The sequence below is a fragment of the Nocardioides marmorisolisilvae genome (genome assembly GCF_003725775.1).
GTDB lineage: Bacteria > Actinomycetota > Actinomycetes > Propionibacteriales > Nocardioidaceae > Marmoricola > Marmoricola marmorisolisilvae.
On record NZ_RJSG01000002.1, the window covers coordinates 252536 to 275588 of the forward strand.

Below are 23053 nucleotides of genomic sequence, written 5' to 3' on the forward strand. Positions count from 1 at the left end.
TCATCCGGACAGGGCGGAGCGACTTGTCCCGGCTTTCCTTGCGAGAGTTTGGAAATCGTTTCCAAAGACATGCTCTTGGAGTAGACCTGATCGGCGGTGCGCACCGGGTCCCGGTCAGCGCTGGACAATGCGAACGATGCTCCGACGGACCCCGCGACCGCGGCCAGCGCAATCACTGGAAGAAGCCATCGTCGATAACCTAGTCTCGGACCAAACATCCCCCGCGTCTCCTTTTCGTGGACGAACTCATTCAGTCGAACGACTGGATGAGATCCGGGAACGTAGCAAGAGTCGAGACGGCGGCGGGCAACGAGAAATCGCGCCTGTGGATAACCGCAGGTTCACACACGGCTGGACTGCGGGAACCCGAGCGGACGCGGCACTTGGTCAGCGGGCGCCGACCATCTCCTCGCCCTGGCTGAGCCGCTGCGCGAGCCAGATCGGCACGATCGACAGCACCAGCAGGGCGGCGGCGACGACGTTCACCACCGGGGCGTCGTTCGGTCGGAACATGTGGTCGTAGATCCACAGCGGCAGCGTGCGGGTGCCGCCGCCGGCGGTGAACGTGGTCACGATGATCTCGTCGAAGCTCAGCGCGAAGGCCAGCAGGCCGCCCGCCAGCAACGCGGAGCGCAGCGCTGGGAAGGTGACCAGCCGGAACGTGGTGAACGTGCCGGCGCCCAGGTCCATCGAGGCTTCCTCGAGGTTGCCGCCGACGCGTCGCAGCCGCGCGAGCACGTTGTTGAACACCGTGACGATGCAGAACGTCGCGTGCGCGACCACGATCGTCCAGTAGCCCAGGTCGATGTTCAGGATGCTGCGGAAGAGGTTCTGGAACGCCAGGCCGGTGACGATGCCGGGCAGCGCGATCGGCAGGATGATCAGCAAGGAGACTGCGTCCTGGCCGAAGAACCGGTAGCGGGCCAGCGCGAGGGCCGCCATCGTGCCGAGCACCAGCGCGATCACCGTCGACATCGCGGCGACCTCGAGGGAGAGCCGCAGCGAGTCGCGCACGTCCGGGTTGTGCCAGGCGGCGTGCCACCAGTTGGTCGTCAGACCGCTCGGCGGCCAGCTGAACGAGCTGGAGGTGTTGAACGAGTTGAGGATGACCATGCCGAGCGGCAGGTAGACGAGCGCCAGCACCAGCGCGGTCAGCACGCCGAGGACGATCTTGGTGGTCCGGGAGATGGTCATAGGTTGTCCAGGGCTCCGGTCCGCCGGACCGCGGCCAGGTAGACGAGCATGATGACGACCGGCACGCAGGCCAGCGCTGCGGCGAACGGCAGGTTGTTGCCGGTCAGGGCGCTGTCGTAGACCGCGTTGCCGATCATCTGGTTGGTGCCGCCGACGATCTTGACGGTGATGTAGTCACCGAGCGTCAGCGAGAAGGTGAAGATCGAGCCGGCGAAGAGGGCCGGCCACAGGATCGGCAGCACCACGCGGCGGATCGTCGTACCGCCCTTGGCTCCGAGGTCCGCCGAGGCTTCCAGGACCGAGTCGGGGACGCGCTCCAGCCCGGCGTACATCGGCAGGATCATGTAGGGGAGCCAGAGGTAAGCCAACGTGATGACCGTGGCGGTCAGGCCGTAGCCGAGGTGTAGCCCGATCGGGTCGAGCGCCCAGTTCAGCGGGCCGGTGCCGGAGAACATCGCGCGCCAGGCGTAAGCCTTGACCAGGTAGGAGGCCCACAGCGGCATCAGGACGGCGATCAGCAGTACCCGCTGCCAGCGGCGGGAGGCGACCTTGGCCATGAAGAACGCGATCGGGAACGCGATCAGTGCGTCGACCACGGTGACCAGCACCGCGATCCACAGCGTGCGGATCGTGATCGTCCGGTAGACGTCGATGTTCCAGAGCTGGCGGAAGTTGTCGAGGTTCCAGACGCGCTCGATCTCGGTGGTGAAGGTGTTCGTCGTCCAGAACGCGGTGATCAGCAGGACGGCGAGCGAGGTCAGGTAGGCGACCCCGAGCCAGAGCATCGGGGGAGAGAGCAGCAGTCCCAGCCGGAGCCGGGGATGGCGGTGCAGGACGCCCCGCTTGCGCGGGACGTCCTGCACCGGTGCTGGGGTCGCGGTCAGGTGGCTATCCCTTGACCTCGGTCCAGGCCTGCGTCCACTGCTGGTAGTCGGTGCACTTCACGTTCTTACGACCGTCCAGGCACGCCGCGGTCGGCGTGTTCCAGTAGTGGATCTTCGCCGCGTACGCCGCGTCACCTGCGTGGTAGGTGTCGCAGAAGCCCTTCGCAGCGAACTCGCACGCCTTCGGGTTGGACGGCGACTCACCGAAGTACTGCGCGACGGCAGCGTTCGCCTTCGGGCTGATGATGTCGTTCATCCACAGGTAGGCGCAGTTCTTGTGCTTCGACTTCGTCGCCACCATCCAGGTGTCCGACCAGCCGGTGGAACCGCTGTCCGGCAGGATCGCCTCGACGTCGGCCTTCTTCGGGTCGACGGCGCTGGCGATGACCTGCCAGGTGGTGCCGACCACGGTGTCGCCGGTCTCGAAGGCCGACTGCTCCTTGGCGTAGTCCGACCAGTACTCACCGACGTTCTTCTTCTGCTCCTTCAGCAGCGCGACTGCGGCGTCGAGCTGCTTCTGGTCCAGGGCGTACGGGTCCTTGATCTTGAGGTCGGGCTTGGTGTTCATCAGGTACAGCGCGGCGTCGGCGATGTAGATCGGCGAGTCGTACGCGGTGACCTTGCCCTTGTACTTGGCCGCGTCCGGGCCGAACACGACGCTCCAGTCGGTCGGGGCCGGGTTCACGTCCTTCTTGTTCCACATCAGGAGGTTGGCGCCGTAGCCGTGCGGGATGCCGTACATCTGGCCGTTGACCGAGTTCCACGGCCGGTCCTTGAGGAACGGGTAGACGTCCTTGTAGTTCGGCACCAGGTCGGTGTTGACCGGCTCGACCGAACCCGCGGCGATCATCCGGAGGCTCGCGTCACCGGAGGCCGAGACGACGTCGTAGTCGCCGCTCTTGATCAGGTTCACGGCGTCGTCGGAGGTGTTGAAGTACTTGACCGTGGCCTTGCAGCCGGTCGCCTTCTCGAAGGGAGTGACCCACTCCTTCTCGGCGTACCCGGCCCAGGCCAGGATGCTGACCGCACCCTCACCCTTGCCGAGCGACTTCTTCATCGGCAGGTCGGGCGGGGTGAACGTCGCGCCGCCGTTGCTCGACTTGTTGTCGTCTGACGAACCGCAACCCCCGAACGTCAGGATCATCGCCCCGACGGCGGCAGCGGTGGCCAGTGTGCGTACGGATCTCATGCGGTCTCCTCAATCGGTGTGGATTCACTGCTTCCCGGGAGCTCGATCACGTGCTCCGGCAACCAGGCCAGGCGGACCTTCTCGCCGCGCCTGCTCAGCTGGTCGTCGGAGTCGTGGAAGTTCTGGCGCATCACCACCAGCTGGGGGGCATCACCCGCCCAGGGCATGTCGACGTCGACCACGTAGTGGTTGGCCGAGCCGAGGTAGACGACCTCCCGCACGGTTCCGGTGACGGTGGACGCGCCCGGGTCCGGTACGTCGCCGAGGTGGATCTTCTCGGGCCGGATGCTGAGGGTGCCCTCGCGGCCGAACACCGCGCGGGCGGCCGGGCCGGTGAGCATGTTGGAGGTGCCGACGAAGGCGGCGACGAACGAGCTCTTCGGGTTCTGGTAGAGCTCGCGCGGAGTGGCGACCTGCTCGATCCGGCCGTCGTTGAAGACCGCGATCCGGTCGGAGAGCGTGAGTGCCTCCTCCTGGTCGTGGGTGACGAAGACGAAGGTGATGCCGACGTCGCGCTGGATCTGCTTGAGCTCGATCTGCATCTCGCGGCGCAGCTTGAGGTCCAGGGCGCCGAGCGGCTCGTCGAGCAGCAGCACCTTGGGTCGGTTCACCAGGGCGCGGGCCAGGGCGACGCGCTGGCGCTGGCCGCCGGAGAGCTGCGTGGGTCGACGGTCGGCGAGGTGGGAGAGGCGCACGGTCTCCAGGGCCTCGGCGGCCCGGGCACGGCGCTCGGCCTTCTTCACCTTCTTGACCCGCAGGCCGTACTCGACGTTCTGGGCCACGCTCATGTGCGGGAAGAGCGCGTAGTCCTGGAAGACGGTGTTCACGTCGCGGGCGAACGGCGGCAGGTCGGTGACGGACTGCCCTGCGAGCTCGATGGAGCCGGCCGTCGGCTGCTCGAACCCGGCGATCATCCGCAGCACGGTGGTCTTGCCGGAACCCGAAGGTCCGAGCATGGAGAAGAACTCACCGTCCGCGATCTCGAGGCTGACCCCGTCCACCGCGCGCACGGATCCGAAGGACTTGGCCAGATCCGTCAACCGGATCGATGGCGAAACCGCACCGTCTCGCATGAATCAGAAGGTATGGGGGCAGACCATTGAACGACAAGCATCCGCGCTAGACCGAGACGCAACGGTGACCCCGCGCCTTGTTGGTTGAGCCTGATGGGTTGTGTTGGTTGAGCCTGTCGAAACCACCCGCTGACCTGCGGACATCTCGACAGGCTCGATGAGGAAGGGACGTAAGGTTCCCCCGTGCCCGAAACCGATCGCCCGTCCGTCCGCGAGGTGCTCGCAGCGGCCGTCGAGGCGGTCAACGGGCAGGAACGACCCGGTCAGATCCAGATGGCCGAGGCGGTCGTCGACGCGATGGAGTCCGGCCGGCACCTGCTCGTCCAGGCGGGAACCGGCACCGGCAAGTCGCTCGGGTACCTGGTGCCCGCGCTCCTGCACAAGGACCGGGTGGTGGTTGCCACCGCGACGCTCGCGCTCCAGCACCAGCTGGTCGAGCGGGACATCCCGGCGCTGGTCGAGGCAGCCTCCGAGGTGCTGCACGAGGACGCGACGTACGCGGTGCTCAAGGGCCGTTCGAATTACGCCTGCTTGCACCGGGTCCGCGAGGGCGTCCCGGACGACCAGGGCACCCTCGTCGACCTGCCCGAGGGCTCCATCGGCGCCGAGGTCGTCGCGATGCGCGAGTGGATCGAGGACGAGGCCAAGGGCGGCGGCACCGGCGAGCGCGACCATGCCCCCCGGCACACCGACCGGGTCTGGCGCCAGGTCAGCGTCAGCCACCGCGAGTGCCTGGGGGCGGCCAAGTGCCCCTACGGCACCGAGTGCTTCGCCGAGCGCGCTCGCGACAAGGCGGCCCGCTCGCAGCTGATCGTCACCAACCACTCGCTGCTGGCCATCGACGCCATCGAGGGCGTGCCGATGATCCCGGACTACGACGTCGTGGTCATCGACGAGGCGCACGAGTTGACCGCCCGGGTCACCCAGGCCGCCACCGACGAGCTGTCCGCGAACGAGGTCGAGCGGACCGCCCGTCGCGCGGTGAAGCACACCGACGGCGAGGCGGACGACCTGGCCGACGCCGCCGATGCGCTGCGGCTCGCGGTCGACGCGGCTCCGTCGGGACGGCTGGACCCGATCCCGCAGGACCTGTCCGACGCGCTGATCCTGGTGCGCGACGCTGCTCGGGCGTGCGTCAGCGCGTTCCCGAAAGACACCGGCGACGACGCGGGCATCACCCAGGCCAAGGGCTGGACCCAGGAGCTGTTCAAGACCGCCGAGCGGATGGCCGCGGCCTCGGACCGCGACGTCCTCTGGGTCGCCCAGGCCGAGGCGAAGCGGGGCGGCAACCGGCTCTGCGTTGCGCCTCTCGAGGTCGCCGGCCCGATGCGCGACAAGCTGTTGGCCGACAAGACTGCGGTGTTCACCTCCGCCACCCTCAAGCTCGGCGGCGACTTCGGTGTCGTCGCGGGCTCGCTCGGGCTGAGCCCCAAGGCCGAGGGCGAGAGCTGGGAGGGCATCGACGTCGGCTCGCCGTTCGACTACGGCCAGCAGTCGATCCTGTACGTCGCCAAGCACCTGCCCCAACCGGGACGCGACGGCCTCCAGAAGGCGCAGCTCGACGAGATCGTCGACCTGGTCGACGCCGCCGACGGCCGCACGCTGGGGCTGTTCTCCAGTCGCCGCGCCGCCGAGGCGGCGGCCGAGGAGGTCCGCGAACGCCTGCCGCACCTGACCACGCTCTGCCAGGGCGACGCCCAGCTGCCCGAGCTCGCCCGCCAGTTCGTCGGGGACCCGCACACCTGCCTGTTCGGCACACTGTCGCTGTGGCAGGGACTGGACGTGCCGGGGGAGACCTGCCAGCTGGTGCTGATCGACCGGGTGCCGTTCCCGCGCCCCGACGACCCGCTGATGTCCGCACGGGCGCTGGCCGCGGACAAGGCCGGGGCCAACGGCTTCATGGCCGTCTCCGCGACGCATGCGGCGCTGCTCCTGGCCCAGGGCGCCGGCCGGCTGATCCGGACCACCACCGACCGCGGTGTCGTGGCGATCCTGGACCCGCGCCTGGTCACTGCCCGGTACGGCGGCTTCCTGCGGGCCAGCCTGCCGCCGATGTGGATGACCACCGACCCGGACGTCGTGAGCAAGGCGCTGACCCGGCTCAGCGGGCGTTAGAGCGGTTTCGACAAGCTCAACCAGCACGCGACAGGCCCAACCAGCGAGCTGGTTGAGCCTGTCGAAACCCCGTTCGGAGCTGCTAGCGCGCGGTCACGATGTTGGAGGCCGACGACACGTTCGTGAAGCCTCCACAGGCGGCCGCCTGCACCCGGAACCGGTACTTGCCCGCGAACAGCGGCGCCGTCAGCGAGCGGGTGCTCGACGACTTGTGCCCGGACACGTACGACGGGTTCGTGGCGGTGTGGCCGGTGCTGCTGACCTTGAACGCCGCGACCACCCAGTAGGTGATCTTGCAGCCGCGCAGCGCCGTGGGAGCTCCCCAACGGGCGACCGCGTTGATCGCCCCACCGCTGGCCCCGCTGGACGCGGTGCCGATGTGCGGCGTGGACGGGCCGACGTCCAAGGTCTTCTTCACGGTCGGGCTCCGGGTGCCGATGTCGGCGGTGTAGTACAGCTGCGCCGTCATCGTGAGGCGGGTCGGCGGGACGCCGGTGTACTTCACGCCTGGGCTCCCGTACTCCACCGGGAAGGAGTCGACCGCGTTCGATCCGACGAACACGTTGACCTGCCAGTGGTCACCGACGGCCCGGCCGGCGTTGGACGGCTCGGTCCATTTCAGCGTCACCGTGGTGCCGTAGGCCGTGGCCGTCATCTTCGGAGCCGTCGTCGGCACCCAGGTCTGCAGCTGGTACTCGAGCGTGTACGGCTGCCCGGGACCGAATGCGTTCACCGCGGCGACGCCGAACTCGTAGTTCACGCCCGGGTCGAGCCCGGTGAGCACGACGGAACGGTCGGTGGAGGCGACGTTGACCGGACCCGACGGGCCACCGGTGATCCGGTAGGACGTGACCGGGCCGTCACCCGGGGAGGGCGGCGCGTCCCAGTTCAGGGTCACGGTGCCGGTCTTCGGGGTCTGGGTCGCGGTCAGCGACGCCGGGACGTCCGGAGCCGCACCGGTCACGCCGGCGCAACCGCTGACCGTGAGCTCGTACTGGCCGACGCTGCCGTAGTCGGAGAAACCACCGTCAGCGAAGGTCCCCTGGTTGGTCCCCTCGACCTGCACCAGGTACGTGCCCGCGGCGAGCGCTGTCTGGAACTGGGCGACCTGGCCGCGCTGGCCGCGCGGGTAGCTGGTCGTGTCCGCGTAGATCCAGGCCGCGCTGTCGAAGAGCTGGCTGGTGCCGGTGCTGTTCCAGACGATCACGTGCGGGTCAAGCGTCTGGTCGCCGCCCTCACCGACCAGACGGAAGTGCGTGTTGGTCCCGCACGACCGGGTGATCTTGAAGACGTCGGTGTCCGCTGCGCTCTCGATCACGCCGTGCACGTCGTACGTCAGCTGGGACCCCAGGTCGGTCGGGGTGTCGAGGCCGCCGTGGTCGTCGGTCCGCAGCGAGACGCCGTGGGTCTGCATGACCGCGAAGTCGTCCTCGGTGTTCGAGGCGTTCGCGTACTCGCCCTTGCTGAACTGCTGCAGCGCGCCGACGCCGGCGCCCATGACCGGGGACCACAGGTCGCTGCCCTGGTAGTAGGCGTCGTTGCCCGAGCCGTAGTCGCCGTCGCCGGTCCCGAGGCCGTCGTGCTCGAGGCCGAGGGTGTGGCCGATCTCGTGCGAGGCGATCTCGCCGGCCATCCCGGAGTACCAGTCGTAGGAGTCGGTGTAGATCCAGGTCGGCTCGCCGGCGTTCGAGTTGTCGTTCACGTCGTCGAACGAGCCCGTGAAGGAGATGCCGTCGCAGCCGTCGGGGCAGACCGCCTTGGGCTTGGCGCCGCTACCGGTCTTCACGTCGGTGAAGACCACGTGGTCGCCGTACGTCGGGTCACCGGAGCCGGCGCGGTTGTACGCCGCGGTGCCCGGGTCCTGGGTGGTCACGTCGATGTCGAACGGCGAGTACTTCTCGGCGACGACGTCCCAGACGTGCTGGATGTAGGCCTTCTCGGCGTCGGAGAACGTGGAGTAGTCCGAGTCCAGGCTGAAGCCCTGGTAGGTGCCGGTCTTCCAGCCGACCTGGGTCCAGTCGCTGTTGCTGCTCAGGGAGACGCCGTTGAAGTCCAGGTAGATGGTGTGGTCGGCGCCGCCCGGGATGCTGTGCAGCAGGAACGTCTGGCTCAGCGGCTTCGGCGCCGGCGGGACGGACGCGGCCGCGCTACCGGTGGTGGTGCGCGCCGACAGCTTGGGGCGGTCGAACTTGTCGGCGTAGAACAGCCGGCCCTCCGGGTTGAGCCAGGCCGTCGGGTCGTGGCCGAGCACGCGCTGCAGGTTCGCGGTGCTCTTGCCGTTGATCTTCGCGGCCGTGGAGAGCTGGCTCCCGAGCGCCTTCAGTGCGGCCTTGCCGCGCTTGGGGCCGTCGAGCTTGACCGACGGCTTGGCGAGAGCGGTCGCCTTGCCGTGGACGGCCACCTTCGCGGGCGACGGGTTGGTCGGCGTCGAGCTCTGACCGACAGCCGGGTACGTGATGAGGGAGAGGGACAGGGCGAGTGCAGGCCCCAACGTCCACCGAGAGATGCGCATGCGGAGAATCCTGCAACATCCGGGTCGAGTTGGTGCCGGAACCCCGATGAATTTTGAGGAACACCGCGCTATCGCGCGGAAACCTTCGCTGAGTACGCCGAGTACGAGGACTTTCCAACGGCGTTATAGGCAGCGACCCGGAACCTGTACGTCCCGGCGGAGAGTGTGAAGCGGTAGCTGCGCGTGCTCGCCCCGAGCATCGCTGAGTACTTGGAACTGACCACGGTGCCCTTCGAGCTCAGCTTGTAGGCGTAGACCCGGTAACCGGTGATCGCCGACCCACCGGTGCTCGACGGCGCACCCCAGCGGGCCAGCGCGTTGACGGCCCCGCCGCTCGCGCCGGAGGCCGCCGTCCCGATCTTCGGGGCGCTCGGCGCCGTGAGGGTCTTGAACGACTTCGAGGCGGTCGCCGACTTGGTCCCGTCGTCGGAGGTGGCGTCCTGGTAGACCTCGACCGAGTAGCTGCCCGGCGAGAGTCCGGTGATCGTCGTACCGGTCGTGGCCAGAGTCTCCGGTGCGGTGAGCAGGGCGACGTGGCTGGCGCTGTAGAGGGTGACGTGCCATCCGGTCGGGATCGCGTTGCCCGGGTTCGACGGCGCGGTCCAGGCGACGTCGACGCTCGACTTGTGCGGCGTCAGCGTGAGACCGGGAGTCGCGGTCGGCGCCCAGGTCGCGACGCGCAGCGACTTGGTCGCCGCCGGCGAGGTGCCGTCGTTGCTCGAGGCGGTGACGCCGACCGTGTACGTCGTTCCCGGGTTGAGCCCGGTCAGCGACTTGCTGGTCGTCGGCGCGTTGACGACGTACGGGCCGCCGGGGACGCCGGAGACGGTGTAGCTGGTCACCGGCGAGGTGCCCGGGTCGTTCGGCGGGCTCCAGGAGACCGACCCGGTCGTGGTGTGCGCGTTCGGGGTGGTGGTCACCGACGTCGGCGCGGTGGGGGCGATCGCCCCGCTCGACTGACAACCCGTCACCGCGAGGTGGTACTGCCCGACGCTTCCGTACCCGGAGTAGCCGGAGGTCGCGTCGCCGACGCCCTCGACCTGGATCGACATCGTCCCGCTGGAGGCGCTCGGCACGTTGACCGAGGCGTCCATCCCGGTGGGCGTGTTCGGGAGGGTGGAGACCGACCCGGTGGTGGGGGAGTCGGTCAGGGTGCCGCTCGGTCCGCCGATGGTGAGCTTGAGGTCGAGCGTCTGACCCATCCCGATGCCGGTCGCGGCGACCGTGACCGCGCCTGTGCATGCGGAACGGTTGACCGTGTAGGTGTCGGTGTCCGCGTCGGTCGTGATCACCCCGTCCGCCGTGTACGGCGCACCGAGCGCTCCGCCTTCGGTGTCGGGGCGGTAGCTGATCCCGGACTTGGTCATCACGTCGAAGTCGTCCGGGTCCGCGGTGGTGCCGTCGGTCGGGTCAACCTGTCCGGGGGTGGCCGCGTCCGGGTAGCCGTTGTCGTCGAACTGCTGGACCGCGCGGCTGGAGGAACCCATGATCGGGCTCCAGATGTCGTGGCCGCCGTAGTAGCCGCTCGGCTGGGCGTTGGTGACGTCGTGGTGCAGGCCCAGGGTGTGACCGACCTCGTGGGCCGCAGAGTTCGCGGCCTGACCGGCGGTCTGCTGCACATCGCCGGAGCCGAAGTTCAGCGTCGTGTAGACCCAGGCGGGCTCGTACTTGTTCAGCGTCTCGACGTTGTCGAAGACCCCGACCCAGGCGATGCCCGCGCACCCGGCGACGCCGCAACCGGAGGGCCGGGCGGTCTGGTCGTCGGTGAACACGACGTGGGTGCCGTAGGCGGTGTCCCCGGCGCTGGTCCGGGTCAGCGCGTCGTCGCTCTGGTTCTCGGTGGTGACGTCGAGGTCGAACGGGGAGTACTTCTCCGCGACGATCGTCCAGACCTTGGTGATGTAGTCGAGCTCGGTCTGGGTGAAGCCCGGGTTCGCGGACCCGTCGAGGCTGAAGCCGCCCTTGTTGCCGGTGGAGATGGTGCTCGCCCAGGCGGTGCCGGCGGCGACGTTGAAGCCGTCGAAGTCGAGGTAGATCTTCTTGCTCGAGCTGGAGCGGCTGTGCAGGGAGAGCGCCGCGTCGACGGCGGCCTGGCTGGCGTCTGCCTGTTGGGCGAGGCGGGCGTGCGGCTTGGCCATCTCGTCGGCTGTCAGCCACGACTGTGCAGTGGGCACCGTTGGTTGAGGTGCGAGCGCGCCGGCTGCCTTCGTTGGTTGAGGTGCGAGCGCGCTAGCGCGAGCCTCGAAACCCGGTGACGCAACCGCCGTAGCCGCGCACACGGCAGCCACGAGAAACGCTCGCCCCAGAGTCATATGCCCATGGTGCCCCGAAAAGTGCCGACAAATCCAATCTTCGCAATCAGGACATTTTCGAGAACGCAGCCGCGATCTCGGCCCCGAGGTGGGCGTTGTTCTTCACCAGCGCGATGTTCGCGGTGAGCGAGTCCCCGCCGGTGATCTCCACGATCCGGCCCAGCAGGTAGGGCGTGGTGTCCTTGCCGGTGATCCCGAGCCGGTCCAGGTCGCCGAGGGCCTGCTCGATGATCGCGTCGATCCGCTCGTGCGGGATCTCGTCCGCCTCGGGGATCGGGTTCGCGACGCTGATCCCGCCGGCGATGCCGAGCTCGTCCTTGGCCTTCATGAGGGCCGCGATCTCCTCGGCGGAGTCAACGCGCAGCGGGACGGCGTACCCGGAGGTGCGGGTATAGAAGGCGGGGAAGTCGTCGGTGCGGTACCCGAGCACCGGGACACCAAGGGTCTCCATCCGCTCCAGCGTCAGGCCGATGTCGAGGATCGACTTCACGCCTGCGGAGATCACGGTGACCGCCGTCAGCGCGAGCTCGGTGAGGTCGGCTGACTCGTCGAAGCTGCTCGCCGCCCCGCGGTGCACGCCACCGAGGCCGCCGGTGGTGAAGACTCGGATCCCGGCCAGGCTGGCCAGCCGCATGGTCGCTGCGACGGTGGTGGCGCCGTGCTCGCCGCGCGCGACGACGTACGGCAGGTCGCGGATGCTGACCTTGCGGATCGTGCCTTCTCCGGAGCCGAGCAGCTCGAGCCCGTCGTCGTCCAGGCCGATCCGAGGAACGCCGTCGAGGACCGCGATCGTCGCCGGAGTGACGCCGTGCTCGCGGATGATCTCCTCCACCTCGCGCGCCATCGCAACGTTGGCCGGGTAGGGCATCCCGTGGCTGATGATCGTCGACTCCAGCGCGACGACCGGCCGGTTCTCGGCCAGGGCGGTGCGCACCTCGTCGGTGATGGCCAGGTCGATCAACGCTGCTCCTCGAGGGTCTTCGTCACCAATGCTTCGGTCAGGTCATCGCGCACGGCGCTGGGGGACTGGACAGTCAGCCACGCGGCAGCGGTCGCGAACCAGGTCGCGGTCTCGACGTCGTCTCCCTGGCTCATCCGGTGCACGTACGCCGCCAGCATTGCGTCGCCGGCGCCGGTCACGTCGACCACCTCGGCCGGGTTCAGGGCGATGGTGACGGCGTCCTGGTCAGGACGGTGGATCGTGCTGCCCGCGGCGCCTGCCCGCAGCCAGAGGGCCTGGATGTCTTGGGCGAAGGCGGCGGCGATCGCCTCGTAGATGTCCTCGGTCCCGGCCCAGGCGGCAAGCTCGGCCGCGTTCGGAGTGAAGGTGTGGACACCCGGGATCGGCCCGAGCCGTGCGGCCTTGGCGACCCCGACCGGGTCCAGAGCCACCGGTACGCCGGCAGCGGCTGCGAGCCGGAGCCCGTGGGCGATCGTGTCGGTGCGCAGGTTGCCGTCGAGGACCAGCCAGCTCGCGTCGGCCAGCAGGCTGCCGCCGAGGTCGGCCGGGACGATGCTCTCGGTCGCGGCCATGTCCGCGACGCCGATGTCCAGGTCGCCGGTCGAGGTGAGGACGGCGGTGTAGGTGCCGGTCCGGATCGTGCGGTGACGCTGGACCCGGCTGGTGTCGATGTCGTGCCGGCCGAGCGCCTGAAGCAGCAGGTCGCCGGCGTGGTCACGTCCGACGGTCCCGACCAGCGTGACGGGGGATCCGAGCCGGGCCAGGTTCTCCGCGACGTTGCGCCCGACACCGCCGGGAGCGGTGACCGTGCGGCCCGGGTTGCTGCTCCCGCGAACGGTGTCAGCCTCGATGCGCGCGAGCGTGTCCAGGTTGATGCCGCCGACGACGACCACAGTTCCGCTCACGGGGAAACCCTACGGCTGCCCTGGGTCGGTTGAGGTGTGAGGAGCGCAGCGACGAGCCTCGAAACCCGCTGTCGCCGAATGTGTGGATGATTGGTCCGTGATCACCGAGTACTTCATGGCATCGGACGACGACGCGGCGGCCGAGACGATCGATCGCACGGGCGGGCCGAGCGCGCCCCCGGACGCGGCCGAGGAGTCGGCCGAGCTCTTCGGCCGGCGCGCACCCGACACCCGGTCGGCGATCTCCTACTCCGTCCTGGACGGCAACGGGATCGAGCCGACCGTCCAGCTGAGCAGCCTCGAGGCTCTGCTCACCGGGCGCGACATCGACGAGCTCTTCGACGAGCACGATGCGATCGACCTCGTCATCGCCAGCCGCGACGGAGGCGAGGGTCTCGTCGTCCGGCTCCCGGACGCGCTGACCCGGGCACTCGAACGAGCAACCGAGACCCGACTCCGCGAGGTCGCCGTGCCGTGGTCGCAGACCGAGGAGTTCTGGGGCGACGCGGATCCCTCCGACCTTGCCGAGTGGTTGATCGACCTGGCCGACTTCGTCCGCGAGGGCAGCGGAGAGACGCTCTACTGCTGGGTCTCGGTCTGATCAACCGGACGCGGTCGCGGCGCCGTACTTCTCGCGCGTCCGCAGCGCCCAGGCACACACCGGTTGGTTGAGCAGAGCCGCGCTGAGGATCAATCCGCCGAGGATGAACCACCCCGGCCGACCCCACTCGATGCAGAGCAACGTGGTCAGCGTCGGAGCGGCGACGTTTGCGATCGAGAAGCCGAGCCCGGCGAAGCCTTGGTACTGCCCCTGTCGCTCGACGGGTGCCAGGCCCATCGAGACGCCCCAGCTCGCACCGCTGGTGAGCATCTCGCCGACCACGTGCACGCCGGAACCGACGAGCAGGATCAGGATCGCCGCCGTACGGCCGACGCCGCTCGCGAAGGAGATGATCGCGAAGCCGCCGGCGATCATGGCTGCGCCGTAGATCGCGAGCTTCACCGACGACATCACCTTGTCGGAGCCGCGGGCCAGCCTGACCTGGAACAGCGCGACGGCTGCTGTGTTGAGCACCAGCAGCACCGCGACCATCGACTTGGGTGCTGCGGTGTGCTCGGCAACCCAGAGAGGGATGCCGACCTCGATGATCACGAAGTGCATCGCGATGATCCCCGCGAGGAGTGTCACCACGACGTACGGGAGGTCGCGCAGGACGCCGAGCCGAGGCTCGCCCTCGGCACGCTCCGGGGCCGGCGGGATGTGGGGGAGCGAGGCGTAGAGGAGTCCGGCGCCGATCGTGCCGATGCCGTCGAGGGCGATCACGGACAGGTAGGCCCAGGTCTCGTCGACGGCGAGAGCGAGGCCGCCGAGCAGTGCGCCGATGCCGATGGCGACGTTGGTGATCGCGCGCAGGTACGCCTTGAACCGGACGCCCTGCCCGCCGGTGGCGATCCGGGCGATGTAGCCGTTGCGGACTCCGTTCGCACCGGCCTCGACCCCGGTGAAGACGGCCATCAGCAAGATGAGCAACCAGAAGTCGCGGATGACCAGCAGGGTCAGGGACAGCAAGCCGGTGACGAACATCAGCCCGCGCATCACCTCGCGCGGACCGCGGATGTCGCCCAGGTGCCCGAACGGCACCTGGGTGAGCATCCCGACGAAAGCGCCGACGCTCAGCGCCACACCGATCTGCGACGGCTCGAGCCCGACCTTGCGGGTGAAGAACAGCGCGAAGACGGTGACCAGTGCGCCGCTGCCGGCGCGGTTCACGAAGGTGCCAGCGGCGAGTACTCGAAGCGTCGGATCGATAGGCACGCCTCGCTTGGTCAGCGGTGCGAGTACCTCCGAGGTCACGCTTCGAACCTAGTCAGCAGGTCTCCGACCTGCCACTGGTTAAACCTTGCGGAGGACCGCCGTGACGATGCCGAGGATCGTGGCGTTGTTGCCGTCGATCGGCTCGAACGCCTCGTTGTGCGGCATCAGCCACACGTTGCCGTCCTTGCGCTTGAAGGTCTTCACGGTCGCCTCGCCGTCGAGCAGCGCGGCGACGATGTCGCCGTTCTCGGCGGTCTGCGCCTGGCGAACGACGACGAAGTCACCGCTGCAGATGGCGGCGTCGATCATCGAGTCACCGACGACCTCGAGCATGAAGAGGGTGCCTTCGCCGACGAGGTCCTTGGGCAGCGGGTAGACGTCGGTCACCTGCTCCTCGGCCAGGATCGGCCCACCGGCGGCGATGCGACCGACGATCGGGACGTTGACCGCCGTCGGCATGAAGTCGCCGATGTCGGTGACGTCGACGTCGTCGGCGCCAGAGATCGAGCGGCGAGCGGCCATCAGCTCGGGCAGGAACACCTCGAGAGCGCGCGGTCGGTTCGGGTCGCGCTTGATGAAGCCTTTCTGCTCCAGCACGCGCAGCTGGTGGGCGACGCTGGAAGAGCTCGCGAGCCCGACCTCCTCGCCGATCTCGCGGATGCTCGGCGGGTAGCCGCGCAGCTCGATGGCGTCGCGCAGCGTCGTGAGGATCCGCTGCTGGCGCGGCGTCAGACCCGTCGCGTCCGGGGGAGCGTCGGGCAGTTCGGAGATGTTGTTGCCATCGGTCGCCATGGATCGACGGTAGACCTAAAAGGGCTCTGAGTTCAAACATGTGTTCGAACGGCGTGTCGGCGCCGCGCGGCGGCGATTTCCGCGCGGCGCCTCACGCCCCCGGTCAACGGTGGGATGCGAACCAGGGATTGCGCAGGTCGAGGTAGGCGACGTCGGCCACGGCGTCGTTCAGCGTCCGCTGCACCTGCTCGGGCATCCGGATCGTCTCGCCCTGGCGGGCCAGCGCCTCGTCGGTGAACGCGATCGTTTCGGTGAAGGTGCCGTCCTGGCTGATCGCCAGGGTCGCGCCGAGGATCTCCGGCCGGGACGCGGGCAGCATCGCGGTCATGTCCTGGTCGGCCATCAGGTAGCGCATCTGGGCGGCGTCCTTGAGCTGGCCGGTGAGGACCTGCACGAAGCCGGCGTCGTCGGCGCCGCCGTCGAACATCAGGGTGACGTCGTCGGACTGGTGGATGTCGACGGGGGAGTCGAGGAGCTCGAGCGCCTCCGCCCAGAACGCGGCTGCCCCAGGTCGTTGAGCCGCGGCAATGCAGGACCTGCTGTCGGTGAACCGGACGATGCCGACGAACCGGTTGTCGTCGGTGAACCCGTAGGTCCCGCCGAGCCAGCCTTCTTCGTCGGCGATGCCGGAGCACCAGCTCTCGACGAGCGTGCGCATCTCGGTACGCCGCGAGCACTCTCCCTGAACCATCTGAATGAACATCGGGCCTCCCCTCCCAACGGGCCGCCCGGGGTGGAACAGCCCGAGGCGTTCGACGCTAGACCCGGGTCAGGCAGCCCGAAAGGGCCCGAATCGGACAGGGACCTCAGTCGCGCTTGCCCTCGCGTGCCTTCCGGCGAGCCTTCTTCAGGTTCTCCTCGTCGATGGCGCGCTTGAGGTCCTCGGGGACCACCAGCCGTGGCGGCTCGGGGTAGGCGGCAGACCCCTCGAGGGGCCGCAGAGTGTCAGCCACATCGCCCAACGGCCGGAACGCCTCCGCCATCCGCCGGAACCAGCTCTTGCGCTCACTCACGCCCTGAACGGTACGCCGATCAGGAATGTCGGTGTTCGAACATATGTTCTTGACTTGTTCGAACACCTGCTCTAACTTCGTACATGTGTTCGATCGAACGTCTGATCGACCGGCCGCCGAGAAGTGTCGGTGGTCAGCCGTAGAACTAGATCAAACACAAACAGAGGGGTCGCGAGAACCGACCACCGGTCAACGGACCGGATCTTCCCCAGGAGGTAGTCCCCATGAGCACGCTGAGCATCTCTCCCGCATTCGTCTCGGCTCCGGTCGCACCGCGACTGGCCCGTCGTTCGACCGTCCGGCTGACCCGTCGTGGCCGTGTGGTCTTCCTGCTCGCCTTCCTCGCGATCGCCATGATCGTCTCCCTCAGCCTCAGCGGCTGGGCGACCGCCTCTCGTGAGGGTGGCGCGCCCCCGCAGGTCCGCATCGTCGAGGTCCAGCCGGGCGACACCCTGTACGGGATCGCCGGCGACCTGGCGAAGCCCGGCAAGATCCGCGAGATGGTCCACCAGATCCAGCAGCTCAACTCGCTCTCAGGCGGCGGCCTCCAGGTCGGCCAGAAGCTTGCGCTCCCCGTTCAGTAAGGAAGCGCCTTCGATAACTGAATACGTCCGATGGCTCCCTCGACCCGGGTCGTCGGCAGTGTGGGAAGCACAGAGGGTGGGCCAGCGCTGGCCCACCCTTTGTTGTTGTCCGCCCGGCGTTGAAGGCACTCGCTACCGGTGGTCTTGGACGCTCTGCTGTTTGCGCTGACGGAGGAAGAGCGCAAAGAAGATCCCCGCGGCCAGCCAGCATGCGGTCAGGATGCCGATGAACTTCAGAATGTTCTCCGCTGTGCTGCCGGTATAGGTCGTGTCGTCACCGATCGATCCGAGAGGTGCGATTGCGAATATCACCGCCCAGATGATGCGCCAATGCTTTCCGTGGAAGGCCGCCAATCGCTGCCACATGGTTGGACCAGAGTGAACAGGCGGCTCAGGGGTGGACTGTGCGGGGGTCGGGGTGCTCGCAGGTGGGACTGATCCGGGCATCGGCGCCGCAGGAGTGATCGAGCCAGTGGGGCGAAAATCGCGGCTGTTGTCGGTCTTGACCGTGCGCGACCCGCAGTTCGGGCAGCGGTCCCATTCGTCTTTCGCCTTCAGGTGCCGATCGAAGTTCGCAGTACGCCTAGCCATTCGTGCTTGTCCGTCTGTCCAGAACGAGCCCGTCTCGTCAAAGAATCGAGGCTTCCCCGGGTTTCGACCCGGGGGCATGGCGTACCAGGCGAAATCGCATCGTTGGCATCGCCGGCCCGCTTCCGTCGTCATGTCCGCTCCCTACGCCGGCGACCCGGCCCGCGCCGCGCCCTCGCTCAGCAGGAACTGGGCCGCCGTGTACGTCGCCATCACAGCCGACTCGAGCCGCGGCGGCGGGTTCTTCAGCAAGAACTTCCGGGTGCCGAGCAACGAGTCCGAGAGCATGAACAGCGCAGCCCCGGTGATGGTCGCGCGGCGCGCTGACTTCGGCAGGGCCGGGTCGAGCTGGGTTGCCGCGGCGACGGTGCCGGCGAGCATCCCGGAGTAGCCGGCGATCGCCGGTCCGAGCTTCCGGTCCAGCCGCGAAGCCCCGAAGACCATGCCCGGTGCGGTAGTCGCCCACAGTGCGGCCACGGCCTTGGGCCCGGGCCGTCGGGTCTTGCTGCGGTTGGCCAGGAAGCCGGAGATGTAGGCGGTGTGGCCTACCGCGAAGGACCCAGCACCCTTCACGAAGTTCGACGAGCCGTCGCCCATCAGGAACAGGTCCCCACCCCAACCACCGGCCTGGGCGATCAGGGTGCTGGTCCGCAGCGGCGAGTTCGCGGCGCGCTCGTCGGTGATCAGCGACGCCATCAGCGTCGGCATCAGCAGCGGCTTGGTCAGCACGCGTGCCTTGTGCAGGCGGTGGTCGGCCGAGCCGGAGAGCCAGGTGTCAGCAGCAGCCAGGCCGAGGAAGGCGAGCTTGAGCTTGCGAGAGGTGAGCACGGGCTGAATCTAGTCGCTCAGCCCGTGCTCCACGATCAGTCGAAGCTCAGCCGGATCCGGATGTGCTGCACGCCATCGCTCTTGGTCACCGACTGGCCGAACGCGCGCAGCGGCGCGACGTCAGCCTTGTCCCTTCCCGCCTCTTTGGCGAGCCAGTCGCCGGCGTTGAAGTTGATGAACAGAATGCTGGCCGCGTGGTCGGCGTCCGGAACAACCTTCTTGAACGTGTCGGTCCCGGCCAGGTCGCCGGACTTCTCCAGCTGCTTGAGGAAATCGGCACTTGCGCTGATGAAGACGTCGCTCCCGACGCGGTGGGAGAGGATCTTGTCCCCGCCGCTGCCCAGGTGCTTCCGCAGCTTGTCCAGGGCGGCCTCGACCTTGTCCGGGTTGCCGGTGACCCGGGCGGCGACTGGCTCGTCTTCGGGCTTCACGGCGATGTCGTCGAGGTTCACGCCCGACCCGGCGATGATGCTGACTCCGTCACCACCGAGCGCTTCGAGGTCGGTCGGCACGGTGAGCCCGGTGGCCTTCTCGAACGACTTCGCGGCCGTGCCCTGGCTGCTGCCGCCGAACATGAACTGGTTGTCGATCTGGTCGAACAGCAGGTCGACCCAACCCTGGGCGAGTCCGGCTCCGAAGACTGCCGCGACATCGCTCGGGAGGTCGGAGACCAGGCTGTCGGCCTTGTCCCCGTCATACATCGAGGCCGCGGTCCCCTTCAGCGGGTCGCCGACGATCTCGACCTCGACTGTTCCGTCAGTGATCCGGCCGACTCCGCCAAGCCCCTTGAAGTTCTTCAGGGCCTCGCGCAGTGCGGGGTTGATGGTCGGGGTCGGGAATTCGTCGTCGGAGCGGGCGCCGGTCCTGATCGGAGCCGAGTTGCCCGGTCCAACTTCGATCGGTCCGGAACCACTGAACCGAACGCCGCCCGAGCTCGAGCTGCTCGAGCTGTCGCCGTCGTTCATCCCGGGAATGTTCTCCCCGTTAGGACCGAAGAGCTCCTCGAAGAACTTCTGCTGCTCCTTGTCGAGCGCCTTCCGCTGCGCCGGTGTGAGCTCGTCGTAGTGAGCGAACTGCTCGTCGAGGCGAGCTTGCTCCTTCTTCTGCGCCGGGGTCATGTGCGGCGCGTAGTCGGAGCTTCCGTAGTCGTCCGACGAGGAGGAGAAAGGGCCCTCGGGCACGACGGCGTAAAGCAGGCCAAAGGTGGTGATGAACGAGGTGACCGGGTCCAGCCCGGCGTTCACCATCGCGATCACTCCGATCGCGGAGTAGGGGTCCTTGTCGACCGCGTCGAGCAGGGCCTGGCCGGCTTCGGGGGCCGCGTACAGAGTGACCAGGCCGGGGTCACCTGCCGCCTTGGTGAGGCGTTTGTAGTCGGCGTGGTCGCTCAACGTGCTCCCGGGGGAGGCCGCGCTCTTGACCTCCTCGGCGACGGTCGTGCTGCGGGCGAGGATTGCCCAGTCGCCGTTGATCGCGAAGCCGAAGTGGCAGGCATTGGTCTTGGCGGCGAGGCTCGCCTTCGCCTTGTCGGCGTCAGCCAGCTGCAGAACGACAACCCCCTCGGGGTTCTTCTCCTGCACGAGGGCAACAGCCATCCGGTCACCGAGCCAGGGCTTCATCGTGCTGTAGCTCATGCCGCAGTGACTGTCTGAGGTGATCTCGTCGACGACCGACTTCTGCACGTCGTCGACGCTGTCCAGGCCGAGCTCCTTCTTGATCGAAGGGAACTTCTGGAGCGTCTTGAACGCCTCGACCTTCTGGCCGCCCGGGGGATCGAGGTCCAGGGCGGCGTACGCCAGCGTGTTGGCCGGGAGCGCTTCGGCAGGCTGAGCGCCCTGGTCCATGAAGGACCGCCATGCCCAGACGCCGGCGCCAACAGCGCCGAGCGAGAGCGCGGCGGCGGCGAAGGACGCCACGTAGCGGCGGCCCTTCCCTGGAGCGCGGGGGACGGGGACGGCGAAGTCCTCGTCGGTTTGAGCGCTGGTTCCCGGATCCTGCATGCTCATGTCTTCCTCGTGTTGTGCGGCGGTAGGGCGGACGAATCAAAGCACGCCAGTTCCGTAACTCGTGGCGAAATGAGCAACCGGTCTAGCGGGCGCTCCCGGTCGCCTACCGTGTGGCCATGGCGGGGTACTCAGGCAATTCGCTCGAGAAGAAGTTGGGCGTCAAGGACGGACAACGCGTCTACCTCGACGGCGCCCCCAACGGGTTCTTCCTCTCCTGCCCGACCACTGCCCGCCTGCCGAAGTCGATGGAGATCTCCCTGACCTTCCACACCTCGCCCGAACGGCTGGCGGCGAGGCTGCCGGTGCTGATCGAACACACCACCCAGGCCGGGATGATCTGGGTCTGTTGGCCGAAGAAGGCGTCCGCCAAGCTCGGCTACACCTCGGACCTGGACGAGAACCTGGTGCGCCAGATCGGCCTCGATTCCGGGGTCGTCGACGTGAAGGTGTGCGCGGTGGACGAGATCTGGTCGGGGTTGAAGTTCGTACGGCGGTTGAGCGACCGCACCTGAGGCTGGTCTCCAGCACGACCCACGGAGTCAGGTTGTGGACGAGAGCCGTCTGGTCGGGGAGTCTCGTAGACATGAAGCGCCTGGTGGTCTGCTGCGACGGCACCTGGAACAAGCCGGACAGCGAAAACATCACGAACATCGAGAAGATCGCCCGCACGGTCCAGATCGACCCGGATGCTGCCGGCGAGCAGCAACTCGTCTACTACCTCGGCGGGGTTGGAACCGGGGACTACAAGGCGGACAAGTTCCTCGGGGGCGCGTTCGGATTCGGCCTGATGCGCAACGTCATCGCGTGCTACCGGTTCCTGGCGCTGAACTACGAGCCGGACGACGAGATCTACATCTTCGGGTTCAGCCGCGGCGCGTTCACTGCGCGCTCGCTCGCGGGGATGATCGGACGCGTCGGGCTGCTCACTCGCTTGGCGCTGGTCCAGAACCGACTGTCCGACGTAGTCAAGTTGTACGAACGCGCTGCGATTTCGGAAGGCGTTCTGGGCGAGAGCATCGATGAGTTCCGGCACGACCACTGCCATTCGGCCAAGGTGAACTTCCTCGGCGTCTTCGATACCGTCGGCGCTCTCGGCGTACCGGGGTTCCAGAAGTTCGCGCCTCACTTCCACGAGCTTCAGCTGAGCAATCAGGTCCTGCGGGCTCGACATGCCCTCGCGATCGATGAGACCAGGCTGAAGTTCGAGCCCACGCTCTGGGAGGCCCCGGTCATCAAGCCGGGAGCCCAGGTGCCACCGCCCCAGGACGTGAAGCAGGTCTGGTTCGAGGGCGTGCACTCCGACATCGGCGGGGGCTACCGCAGGACGGGCTTGTCCGACACGACCTTGTATTGGATGGTCAAGGAGGCGCACGCCACCGGCCTCGTCTTCGACGTCCCCTTGCTCAACCTCTACATCAACAGCGGCGAGGACCCCTTCCTGCACGACCCGTTGAAAGCGACGTACAAGATCGACAACGCGCTGCTCAAGGCGAAATGGAAGCTCGGGATCGGGAGGACGGACGCCTTCGACGGCGGCCGGCGCCGCCTGACCAACGAGCGGGCGTTAGGCGTTCGCGTCGCCAGCAGCGTCGTGAACCACTACCTGGAAGGACGCTACGTCCCGAAGAACCTCAAGGCCTTCGACGCAGCAACGAACGGTTTCGCCGGCGTCATCGAGTCGGTCGTAGCCCTTCCCGAGGCGGGGACCGATATCAGCGAACTCGGGAAACCGCTGCCCTGAGCGCGTCGGCCCGATCCGGGCGGCTCAGCCGAGCTGCTGGGCCAGCCCGACGATGTGCCCGAGCGGGTCGGCGATCAGCGCGAACGCGACACCCGGGACCTCGGTCGGCTCCTGAACGACCTTGCCGCCGAGAACAACAGCCTTCGCGACGGCTGCCTCCATGTCTTCGACGCCCACGAAGAACGTCACCAGGTCGCCGTCGTCCTGAAGCGGGCTGATCGCGGTGTAGAGCGCGTCCGGTACGCCGGTGTCGACGAACGTGTAGCCCGGGTAGGCGCCCTCGGTCGGGTAGGTCCACCCGAACAGGTCGCCGAAGAAGGCGCGGGTGGCGTCGGGGTCGGACGAGCGGATCTCGGCGTGAACGATGGGGTGCATGGCGTGACCTCCGGTCTCGGGTGAGCCGCCCGGGTGGGTGGCTTCACGTCGATGACGGACGACCTAGGGCTGAATCGACAGTTCGTCGAAGGCGAACTTAGGGCGGTTGATGTGAAGCTACTGTGGGATTGGTTGACCGGGGGGGCTCCGGCCGACAAAGGTCCG

The 23053-nt window shown here is 67.9% G+C and carries 21 protein-coding genes; 5 read left to right on the forward strand and 16 right to left on the reverse strand.

All coding sequences use genetic code 11. The features are described from left to right. Nucleotides 1–387: 387 nt before the first annotated feature. The 4 genes from EFL95_RS04990 to EFL95_RS05005 are packed head-to-tail and all read right to left on the reverse strand — an operon-like array spanning nt 388 to nt 4340. Nucleotides 388–1194, reverse strand: a complete 807-nt coding sequence (locus tag EFL95_RS04990; protein WP_123232954.1) for an ABC transporter permease — start codon at nt 1192–1194, stop codon at nt 388–390. Next, complete coding sequence (locus EFL95_RS04995; protein ID WP_246004810.1) at nt 1191–2057, reverse strand: ABC transporter permease; 867 nt, start codon at nt 2055–2057, stop codon at nt 1191–1193. The genes EFL95_RS04990 and EFL95_RS04995 overlap by 4 nt, the downstream gene beginning before the upstream one ends. Before the next feature lie 25 nt (nt 2058–2082). After that, a complete protein-coding gene (locus EFL95_RS05000; protein ID WP_123232955.1) occupies nt 2083–3267 on the reverse strand; it encodes an ABC transporter substrate-binding protein in 1185 nt (394 codons plus the stop codon). Beyond that, nucleotides 3264–4340: an ABC transporter ATP-binding protein gene (locus tag EFL95_RS05005; protein ID WP_123232956.1), complete on the reverse strand. Its 1077-nt coding sequence runs from the start codon at nt 4338–4340 to the stop codon at nt 3264–3266. The genes EFL95_RS05000 and EFL95_RS05005 overlap by 4 nt, the downstream gene beginning before the upstream one ends. A 183-nt stretch (nt 4341–4523) precedes the next feature. Here EFL95_RS05005 and EFL95_RS05010 point away from each other — a divergent pair, with 183 nt between their 5' ends. Next, nucleotides 4524–6455 (forward strand): ATP-dependent DNA helicase, encoded by a 1932-nt coding sequence (locus EFL95_RS05010; RefSeq protein WP_246004811.1) that lies wholly within the window; start codon nt 4524–4526, stop codon nt 6453–6455. Nucleotides 6456–6537: 82 nt separating this feature from the next. Here EFL95_RS05010 and EFL95_RS05015 read toward each other — a convergent pair whose 3' ends face one another. The 4 genes from EFL95_RS05015 to EFL95_RS05030 all read right to left on the reverse strand — a co-directional run bounded on the left by EFL95_RS05015 (nt 6538) and on the right by EFL95_RS05030 (nt 13145). Next, the gene (locus tag EFL95_RS05015; RefSeq protein ID WP_123232957.1) at nt 6538–8967 is read right to left on the reverse strand and encodes a fibronectin type III domain-containing protein; all 2430 of its coding nucleotides are present in this window, start codon (nt 8965–8967) and stop codon (nt 6538–6540) included. 68 nt (nt 8968–9035) lie between these two features. Beyond that, nucleotides 9036–11141 (reverse strand): fibronectin type III domain-containing protein, encoded by a 2106-nt coding sequence (locus EFL95_RS05020; RefSeq protein WP_183407036.1) that lies wholly within the window; start codon nt 11139–11141, stop codon nt 9036–9038. A 184-nt stretch (nt 11142–11325) separates the two neighbouring features. Further along, nucleotides 11326–12240 (reverse strand): pseudouridine-5'-phosphate glycosidase, encoded by a 915-nt coding sequence (locus EFL95_RS05025; RefSeq protein WP_246004812.1) that lies wholly within the window; start codon nt 12238–12240, stop codon nt 11326–11328. Continuing rightward, a complete protein-coding gene (locus EFL95_RS05030; protein ID WP_123232959.1) occupies nt 12237–13145 on the reverse strand; it encodes a carbohydrate kinase family protein in 909 nt (302 codons plus the stop codon). Before EFL95_RS05030 ends, EFL95_RS05025 begins: the two co-directional genes overlap by 4 nt. A 97-nt stretch (nt 13146–13242) precedes the next feature. On the opposite strand from EFL95_RS05030, the gene EFL95_RS05035 reads away from it, so the two are divergent. After that, nucleotides 13243–13746, forward strand: coding sequence for a hypothetical protein (locus tag EFL95_RS05035; RefSeq protein WP_123232960.1), 504 nt, complete (start codon nt 13243–13245; stop codon nt 13744–13746). Here EFL95_RS05035 and EFL95_RS05040 read toward each other — a convergent pair whose 3' ends face one another. From EFL95_RS05040 to EFL95_RS05055, 4 genes are all read right to left on the reverse strand, one after another. Further along, entirely contained in the window at nt 13747–15000 is a 1254-nt protein-coding gene (locus EFL95_RS05040; protein ID WP_123232961.1) for an MFS transporter, read from the reverse strand. A 39-nt stretch (nt 15001–15039) separates the two neighbouring features. Continuing rightward, complete coding sequence (gene lexA, locus EFL95_RS05045) at nt 15040–15753, reverse strand: transcriptional repressor LexA (protein ID WP_123232962.1); 714 nt, start codon at nt 15751–15753, stop codon at nt 15040–15042. 103 nt (nt 15754–15856) lie between these two features. Beyond that, nucleotides 15857–16444: a hypothetical protein gene (locus EFL95_RS05050; RefSeq protein ID WP_148044976.1), complete on the reverse strand. Its 588-nt coding sequence runs from the start codon at nt 16442–16444 to the stop codon at nt 15857–15859. A gap of 115 nt (nt 16445–16559) precedes the next feature. Further along, nucleotides 16560–16766, reverse strand: coding sequence for a hypothetical protein (locus tag EFL95_RS05055; RefSeq protein ID WP_123232964.1), 207 nt, complete (start codon nt 16764–16766; stop codon nt 16560–16562). A 224-nt stretch (nt 16767–16990) separates the two neighbouring features. Here EFL95_RS05055 and EFL95_RS05060 point away from each other — a divergent pair, with 224 nt between their 5' ends. After that, entirely contained in the window at nt 16991–17350 is a 360-nt protein-coding gene (locus tag EFL95_RS05060; RefSeq protein ID WP_123232965.1) for a LysM peptidoglycan-binding domain-containing protein, read from the forward strand. Nucleotides 17351–17482: 132 nt separating this feature from the next. Here the strand turns inward: EFL95_RS05060 and EFL95_RS05065 are convergent, their stop codons facing one another. From EFL95_RS05065 to EFL95_RS05075, 3 genes are all read right to left on the reverse strand, one after another. Further along, nucleotides 17483–17716 (reverse strand): hypothetical protein, encoded by a 234-nt coding sequence (locus tag EFL95_RS05065; RefSeq protein WP_123232966.1) that lies wholly within the window; start codon nt 17714–17716, stop codon nt 17483–17485. Nucleotides 17717–18082: 366 nt separating this feature from the next. Then, the gene (locus tag EFL95_RS05070) at nt 18083–18766 is read right to left on the reverse strand and encodes a lysoplasmalogenase (protein WP_123232967.1); all 684 of its coding nucleotides are present in this window, start codon (nt 18764–18766) and stop codon (nt 18083–18085) included. 35 nt (nt 18767–18801) lie between these two features. Continuing rightward, nucleotides 18802–20772 carry a hypothetical protein gene (locus tag EFL95_RS05075; protein WP_123232968.1) on the reverse strand — a complete coding sequence of 657 codons (1971 nt, stop codon included), beginning with the start codon at nt 20770–20772 and terminating at the stop codon, nt 18802–18804. 116 nt (nt 20773–20888) lie between these two features. Here EFL95_RS05075 and EFL95_RS05080 point away from each other — a divergent pair, with 116 nt between their 5' ends. Both EFL95_RS05080 and EFL95_RS05085 read left to right on the forward strand, forming a co-directional pair. Continuing rightward, complete coding sequence (locus tag EFL95_RS05080; protein ID WP_123232969.1) at nt 20889–21284, forward strand: DUF3052 domain-containing protein; 396 nt, start codon at nt 20889–20891, stop codon at nt 21282–21284. Nucleotides 21285–21355: 71 nt separating this feature from the next. Further along, the gene (locus tag EFL95_RS05085; RefSeq protein WP_123232970.1) at nt 21356–22513 is read left to right on the forward strand and encodes a DUF2235 domain-containing protein; all 1158 of its coding nucleotides are present in this window, start codon (nt 21356–21358) and stop codon (nt 22511–22513) included. A 24-nt stretch (nt 22514–22537) separates the two neighbouring features. Here the strand turns inward: EFL95_RS05085 and EFL95_RS05090 are convergent, their stop codons facing one another. Then, nucleotides 22538–22888: a VOC family protein gene (locus EFL95_RS05090; RefSeq protein ID WP_123232971.1), complete on the reverse strand. Its 351-nt coding sequence runs from the start codon at nt 22886–22888 to the stop codon at nt 22538–22540. Nucleotides 22889–23053: the final 165 nt, after the last annotated feature.

What these genes read in the sequence shown, in the direction of transcription:
- EFL95_RS04990 (WP_123232954.1), bottom strand. Translation starts at nt 1,194, where the DNA reads ATGACCATCTCCCGGACCACCAAGATCGTCCTCGGCGTGCTGACCGCG.
- EFL95_RS05000 (WP_123232955.1), bottom strand. Translation starts at nt 3,267, where the DNA reads ATGAGATCCGTACGCACACTGGCCACCGCTGCCGCCGTCGGGGCGATG.
- EFL95_RS05005 (WP_123232956.1), bottom strand. Translation starts at nt 4,340, where the DNA reads ATGCGAGACGGTGCGGTTTCGCCATCGATCCGGTTGACGGATCTGGCC.
- EFL95_RS05015 (WP_123232957.1), bottom strand. Translation starts at nt 8,967, where the DNA reads ATGCGCATCTCTCGGTGGACGTTGGGGCCTGCACTCGCCCTGTCCCTC.
- lexA (WP_123232962.1), bottom strand. Translation starts at nt 15,753, where the DNA reads ATGGCGACCGATGGCAACAACATCTCCGAACTGCCCGACGCTCCCCCG.
- EFL95_RS05050 (WP_148044976.1), bottom strand. Translation starts at nt 16,444, where the DNA reads ATGGTTCAGGGAGAGTGCTCGCGGCGTACCGAGATGCGCACGCTCGTC.
- EFL95_RS05060 (WP_123232965.1), top strand. Translation starts at nt 16,991, where the DNA reads ATGAGCACGCTGAGCATCTCTCCCGCATTCGTCTCGGCTCCGGTCGCA.
- EFL95_RS05065 (WP_123232966.1), bottom strand. Translation starts at nt 17,716, where the DNA reads ATGTGGCAGCGATTGGCGGCCTTCCACGGAAAGCATTGGCGCATCATC.
- EFL95_RS05075 (WP_123232968.1), bottom strand. Translation starts at nt 20,772, where the DNA reads ATGAGCATGCAGGATCCGGGAACCAGCGCTCAAACCGACGAGGACTTC.
- EFL95_RS05080 (WP_123232969.1), top strand. Translation starts at nt 20,889, where the DNA reads ATGGCGGGGTACTCAGGCAATTCGCTCGAGAAGAAGTTGGGCGTCAAG.
- EFL95_RS05085 (WP_123232970.1), top strand. Translation starts at nt 21,356, where the DNA reads ATGAAGCGCCTGGTGGTCTGCTGCGACGGCACCTGGAACAAGCCGGAC.
- EFL95_RS05090 (WP_123232971.1), bottom strand. Translation starts at nt 22,888, where the DNA reads ATGCACCCCATCGTTCACGCCGAGATCCGCTCGTCCGACCCCGACGCC.